The sequence below is a fragment of the Palleronia aestuarii genome, assembly GCF_003253995.1.
In the GTDB taxonomy this organism is placed as follows: Bacteria; Pseudomonadota; Alphaproteobacteria; order Rhodobacterales; family Rhodobacteraceae; genus Palleronia; species Palleronia aestuarii.
Genome location: NZ_QKZL01000032.1, coordinates 23,666 through 29,905 on the forward strand (window position 1 = coordinate 23,666; position 6,240 = coordinate 29,905).

Below are 6,240 nucleotides of genomic sequence, written 5' to 3' on the forward strand. Positions count from 1 at the left end.
AGCAGCAGGTGGGTGCGGAGCAGATCAACACGGCCATCCGCGAACTCGATCGGGTAATTCAGGAGAACGCCGATACGGCCATTACCTCCCGTGAGACCTCGGGCTCCCTGATGCGACAGTGCCGCGATCTGCGTGACCTTCTCACCACGTTGCGCGGGGATGAAGACAGCAAGACCGGAAACCCGGATGTTTCCTCGGACCCCGGCCGTGGTCCCACGCGGTTGTCGCTCGTCGCTAGCGCAGGCTGACAGATTACCGAGCTACCCGAACTCGGACCACCGGATACTGGATTTTCCCGGCTGTCCCACCATGGCGGGCTGGTGAAGTCATCGGAATAATGCATGGCGATCGGGAGGTCGTACCCGATCGCGCTCGGGAATTGGTCCTCGTTGTGGTATCTGAGCCAGTCTTTCAGCTTATTGCAGGCACAGGCCGATGCTCATGAACCAGTGGGGGTTCAGGCATTCCGTCCGAAGCTTGCTGGGTCTCGAGATGTCCAGCGTGACGTCGATCGCACCAGCCCCTGGGGGCAAGGGTTGAACGACCCATTCGACGGTTACGAATGCGCTGCCGTCATCGCCTCTGATCATGGCCGGTGCGACCTAATTCTTCCTCCGCGCGGTTCACGCCCAGAACCTTGTACACCTTCAGCCCGCGCCCCTCGGGGCAGAGAAAACCATTTCGTACCTGATCGTGGAAGAACGTGTCGCGGGTCAGATCACCGTCGGAATGCATTTGCGATCGAGGTCCGGGACAAAGAAAATGGCCTTCCCCCTCAGAAGCCAGGCCAAGAACGACGCGGTGCCGTAGCGCTTGTCCGCCGCCAGATAAGTCGACGAAAAACCCGACGCAGTTCAGCGCGTCTTGCGCCTACGCGACGGCGCGTCAATAGTCGGCGAACAGGGAGGCACCGCCACCTTCGGCGGGTTGGGGGGATTGCATGGCGCCGGTGAAGTTTCAGGACGTCCGCAAGTCTTTCGGCTCCACCGAAGTGCTGCACGGCATCACGGTGGATATCGATGAGGGGCAGTTCGTCGTTCTCGTGGGACCGTCCGGATGCGGCAAGTCGACCTTGCTGCGAATGCTCGCAGGCCTCGAAAACATCACATCGGGGGAGATCGTGATCGGAGACCGCGTGGTCAATGCGCTGCCACCGAAGGAACGCGACATCGCGATGGTGTTTCAGAATTACGCGCTCTACCCGCACATCACCGTTGGCGAAAACATGGGCTTCTCCCTTTCCCTGAAGGGCGTCGCCAAGTCCGAGATCGAGGATCGCGTGCGTCCGGCCGCCGAGATCCTGGGTCTGTCCCATCTCCTCGACCGCTATCCCCGGCAATTGTCGGGCGGTCAGCGACAGCGCGTCGCGATGGGCCGGGCCATTGTACGGGACCCCCAGGTGTTTCTCTTCGACGAGCCCCTGTCGAACCTCGACGCGAAGTTGCGCGTGTCGATGCGGACGGAGATCAAGAACCTTCACCAGCGGCTCGCCACGACGACGGTCTACGTCACCCATGACCAGATCGAGGCGATGACCATGGCCGACAAGATCGTCGTCATGCACGACGGCATCGTGGAGCAGGTGGGCGACCCGCTTGAACTTTACGACCGGCCGGCGAACCTCTTCGTCGCGGGCTTCATCGGATCCCCGGCCATGAATTTGCTTTCCGGCCGGATGGATCCGGATGACCGGTCGATCTTCGTGACGACGGGTGGATTGCGGCTTCCCGTTGGCGATCCCGGCCGTGCGGCGCCCGGGCGCGACCTCGTCTACGGCGTCCGCCCAGAAGGTATTCATCTCGGGGGCGACGTGCCCATCAGGATCGAGGTGGTGGAGCCGACGGGCTCGGAAACCTACGTCGTCGGCCATCTGGTCGAAAGCCCGGTGACCTGCGTGTTCCGCGATCGCATCCGACAGAAGCCGGGCGAGGAACTCATGGTGTCGATCGATCCCGCGACGGTGCATGTTTTCGATGCCGATAGCGGGGAGCGCCTGTCGTCATGAGGGAGGGGGCGGGCGGCAATCCTCGGCGTGGTGGCGGGCGGCGAGCCGGGTCGAGAGAAACCGGAAGCGGGCAGGGACGATAAAGAGCGGCGCTTGCACGGCAGACGATCGCAGCGGTTTATGTTGGGAGGAGATGACATGACCATGAAACGCAGGAAGTTTCTCGCCGGTACGGCCGGATTGGCGGCAACCGGCCTCGCCGCGGGGCCGTTCGCGGTCGGACGGGCCATCGCGCAGGGTGCGGGAATGAGCTTCACGCCGGAGGAGGGGGCGAGCCTGCGTCTCCTGCGCTGGGTGCCCTTCGTTCCGGGCGAGGAGGAGGCGTGGAACGCCAACACCCAGGCCTTCACGGAGGCGACCGGCGTCCAGGTGCAGATCGACCAGGAGAGCTGGGAGGACGTCCGTCCGAAGGCAGCCGTCGCCGCCAATGTGGGCTCCGGTCCCGACATGGTGATGAGCTGGTTCGACGACCCGTTTCAGTACCCCGACAAGCTCGTCGACGTGACCGACCTCGCCACCGGGCTCGGCGAGGCGAATGGCGGCTGGTACGAGGGGCTCGAGGGCTACGCCAAGCAGGACGACACCTTCATCGCCGTCCCGCTCTGCGCCATCGGCAACGCGATCTGTTATCGCGACAGCCACATGAAGGCGGCCGGGTTCGACACGTTCCCTGAGGATACCGACGGCTTCCTCGAACTGTGCAAGGCGATGCAGTCGAACGGAACGCCTGCGGGTTTCCCGCACGGCAAGGCGGTGGGCGACGGCAACAACTACGCGCACTGGCTCCTCTGGAGCCACGGCGGCATGACGGTGGACGAGAACGGCGAAGTCGCCATCGACTCGCCCGAAACGCGGGCCGCCATCGAATACGCCAAGGCGCTCTACGCGACGTTCATCCCCGGCACCGAGAGCTGGCTCGACATCAACAACAACCGGGCCTTTCTCGCCGGGCAGATCTCTCTCACCGCGAATGGCGTCTCGCTTTACTACGCGGCGGCCAACGATCCGGCCATGTCCGAGATCGCCGAGGACATCCGTACCGTCAACCTGCCGATCGGTCCGGTGGGCGAGTCCGTCGAGCTGCACCAGACATCGACCCTGTCGATCTTCGACCACTGCCAGTATCCCGAAGCAGCGAAGGCCTATATCGAGTTCATGTACCAGCCGGACCGGATGAATGCGTGGATCGAGGGCGCGAGCGCCTATTGCTGCCAACCGCTCAAGGCGTTTGCGGACAACCCGGTCTGGACGTCGAACCCGGTTCACGAGGCCTATGCCAACGCATCGGCAAGCCTCCGGCCCAACGGCTATGCCGGACCGCTCGGCCCTGCATCCGCCGGGGTCATGGCCGATTACGTGCTCGTCGACATGTTCGCGGAGGCGGTGACCGGCCAGCGGTCCACCGACGACGCCATCGCCAACGCCGCGCGGCGGATCGGACGTTACTACCGTTAAGAAGACGCTCACCCGCGCGGATGGATCGCGCGGGTGATGCCTGAGGGGGGCGATCCAGAATGGCACGAAGTTCAGACGGGACGAGCGGCATGGCACGGCCGGGTCTGATCGCCCGTTTCGTCGGAAGCCGGAACGGGCTCGGATTCCTCTTCATGCTGCCGGCGGCGGTCTTCCTGCTCTGCTTCCTGACCTATCCGCTGGGCCTCGGGGTCTGGCTTGGCTTTACCGACACGACCATCGGCCGGCCGGGTATCTTCATCGGGCTCGAGAACTACATCTGGCTGTCGGACGATCCGGTGTTCTGGCTCTCGGTGTTCAACACCCTGCTCTACACCACGGTGGCATCCGTCCTGAAATTCGTCCTCGGCCTCTGGCTCGCCCTGATCCTGAACGAGCGGCTGCCGATGAAGAACCTGTTCCGGGCGATCATCCTGCTGCCATGGGTCGTCCCGACCGTACTCTCGGCACTGGCCTTCTGGTGGATATACGATTCGCAGTTCTCGATCATCTCGTGGGTGCTGATGAAATGGGGCTGGATCGACGCGCCCATCAACTTCCTCGGCGATCCGGGCATGGCGCGCGCCTCGGTCATCGCGGCCAACGTGTGGCGGGGGATCCCGTTCGTGGCCATCTCGCTGCTCGCCGGCCTCCAGACCATTCCGCAATCGCTGAACGAGGCCGCGGCCCTCGACGGGGCCACGTCGTGGCAAAGGTTCCGGCGCATTACCTTGCCGCTCCTCACCCCGATCATTGCCGTCGTCATGACATTCTCGGTGCTCTTCACCTTTACCGACTTCCAGTTGATCTACGTCCTGACCCGCGGCGGCCCGGTGAATGCCACGCATCTCATGGCCACGCTGTCGTTTCAGCGCGCGATCCCGGGTGGCCAACTAGGTGAGGGGGCGGCGATCGCGGTGGCGATGATCCCGTTCCTGCTCGCCGCGATCCTCTTCAGCTTCTTCGGGCTTCAGCGGCGGAAGTGGCAGCAGGGAGGCGGGGATTGATGCATCCGGGAGACCTGCGATGAGAAAACCCACGACAATCGCCGAGACCCGCGCCGTCACCGACGACGTGGAGGGCATGCAGCAGTTCAATACGCTGACGCGACGGATCTTCGTGGTCTACCTGCCGCTGGCCGTCTTCGTGTTCGTCCTGCTGTTCCCGTTCTACTGGATGGCGATCACGGCGATCAAACCGGACGGACAGCTGACCGACTACGAGACCTACAGCCCGTTCTGGGTGGTCCAGCCGACGCTCGAACACATCAAGTACCTGCTCTTCGAGACCTCCTATCCGGGCTGGCTCTGGAACACGATGCTCGTGGCCGTCGCCTCCACCTTCCTGTCGCTTCTCGCATCCGTCTTCGCCGCCTACGCCATCGAGCGCATCCGTTTCACAGGCGCCCGGGTCACCGGGCTTCTGATCTTCCTCGCCTATCTCGTGCCGCCCTCGATCCTCTTCATCCCGCTAGCCTTCATCGTGTTCCAGGTCGGCATCTTCGACACGCGACTGGCCCTGATCCTGACCTATCCGACCTTCCTGATCCCGTTCTGCACCTGGCTTCTCATGGGCTACTTTCGCACGATCCCCTTTGAACTAGAGGAAAGCGCGCTGGTGGACGGTGCGACCCGGTGGCAGGTCCTGACCCGGGTGATCCTGCCTCTCGCCGTTCCGGGTTTGATTTCTGCGGGGATCTTCGCCTTCACGCTTTCGTGGAACGAGTTCATCTACGCGCTGACGTTCATCTCCTCGTCGGAGAACAAGACCATTCCGGTTGGCGTGCTGACGGAACTGGTCCGAGGCGACATTTACGAATGGGGCGCCCTCATGTCCGGCGCGCTCCTGGGCTCGCTGCCTGTCGTGATCCTCTACTCGTTCTTCGTAGACTACTATGTTTCGTCCATGACAGGTGCGGTTAAAGAATGACCCAAGTTTCTAGAAAGTCACTCTGATCCGCACGGACTTCGGTTCAGCTTTGAAAGCTGAGAAGCTTTACACAACAGATGCCCGAATTATTGTGGTATTGAACGGTGGTCGCGAAGGGTGGTCGAAACCGACCGATATCGGTGAGAAAGGCCGGGCACCAAATGTAGATGTCGCGGCCGTCCGACGCGTCGTCGAGTGCTTTTGGGGAAAGTACGCGAGGCGAAGTCCATTTCGCCCGCCATCAGGTGGGCGAGAGCTTCACCAAGCGCCTTAGGTTCTGTGCGATGGCGGCGAGGAGGAATTCTTCGGTCGCTCCGGTCAGTCCTCGGAGGCGCAGGCGCCGCAGTGCGAGGTGCCGCTTGAGATGTGCGAAGAGCATCTCGACCTTCTTCCGTCGGGCCCGGTTGATATTGTAGGCGTTTGTACCCATCAGTTCGCGGACCGTCTCCCGGGCCTCCTCGTCGACGAGGCGGATGACCGACCGCACGGAGGCATTGGTACACTCGGGCTTGCGCGGACAGGCCCGGCACGCGGCGGTCGCCGGCTTGTAGCGTTTCACGCCGGTCTCGACGGTGATGTTGCGGTAGGTCAGATCGTGGCCCTCGGGGCAAATGAAGCAGTCGCGGTCCCGATCGTAGACGAATGCGTCTCGGGTCAGCTTGCCGTCGGTCTGCGGCTTGCGATCGAGGACCGGGACGAAAGGCGTGACCTTCCAACTTAGGAGCCACGCCAGGAAGGGCGCGGTGCCGTAGCTCTTGTCCGCTGCCAGCGATGCCGGCGCAAATCCGAGCTTGGCCTTGCTCCGCTCGAGCATCGCCTTCGCCGCGATGATTTCTTGGCTCAGACGTACGGGG

6 protein-coding genes are annotated in these 6,240 nt (G+C 63.1%); 5 read left to right on the forward strand and 1 reads right to left on the reverse strand.

From position 1 onward, the window contains the following. The first annotated feature begins 8 nt into the window (after window positions 1-8). From LX81_RS21980 to LX81_RS19480, 5 genes are all read left to right on the forward strand, one after another. Window positions 9-248 carry a methyl-accepting chemotaxis protein gene (locus LX81_RS21980; protein WP_146259489.1) on the forward strand — a complete coding sequence of 80 codons (240 nt, stop codon included), beginning with the start codon at window positions 9-11 and terminating at the stop codon, window positions 246-248. A 692-nt stretch (window positions 249-940) separates the two neighbouring features. Next, a complete protein-coding gene (locus tag LX81_RS19465; protein WP_111538958.1) occupies window positions 941-2,005 on the forward strand; it encodes an ABC transporter ATP-binding protein in 1,065 nt (354 codons plus the stop codon). Between the two features lie 138 nt (window positions 2,006-2,143). Next, a complete protein-coding gene (locus tag LX81_RS19470; RefSeq protein ID WP_111538959.1) occupies window positions 2,144-3,460 on the forward strand; it encodes an ABC transporter substrate-binding protein in 1,317 nt (438 codons plus the stop codon). Between the two features lie 59 nt (window positions 3,461-3,519). After that, a complete protein-coding gene (locus LX81_RS19475) occupies window positions 3,520-4,464 on the forward strand; it encodes a carbohydrate ABC transporter permease (protein ID WP_211322836.1) in 945 nt (314 codons plus the stop codon). Window positions 4,465-4,483: 19 nt separating this feature from the next. Further along, window positions 4,484-5,386 carry a carbohydrate ABC transporter permease gene (locus LX81_RS19480; protein WP_111538961.1) on the forward strand — a complete coding sequence of 301 codons (903 nt, stop codon included), beginning with the start codon at window positions 4,484-4,486 and terminating at the stop codon, window positions 5,384-5,386. Between the two features lie 241 nt (window positions 5,387-5,627). Here LX81_RS19480 and LX81_RS19485 read toward each other — a convergent pair. Then, window positions 5,628-6,240, reverse strand: a 613-nt coding sequence (locus LX81_RS19485) for a transposase (RefSeq protein ID WP_146259490.1), incomplete at its 5' end; no start/stop codon positions are given.

Bases quoted from the DNA above. Each gene is read 5' to 3' on its own strand.
- LX81_RS19480 (WP_111538961.1), top strand. From the start codon at position 4,484: ATGAGAAAACCCACGACAATCGCCGAGACCCGCGCCGTCACCGACGAC.
- LX81_RS19470 (WP_111538959.1), top strand. From the start codon at position 2,144: ATGACCATGAAACGCAGGAAGTTTCTCGCCGGTACGGCCGGATTGGCG.
- LX81_RS19475 (WP_211322836.1), top strand. From the start codon at position 3,520: ATGGCACGAAGTTCAGACGGGACGAGCGGCATGGCACGGCCGGGTCTG.
- LX81_RS19465 (WP_111538958.1), top strand. From the start codon at position 941: ATGGCGCCGGTGAAGTTTCAGGACGTCCGCAAGTCTTTCGGCTCCACC.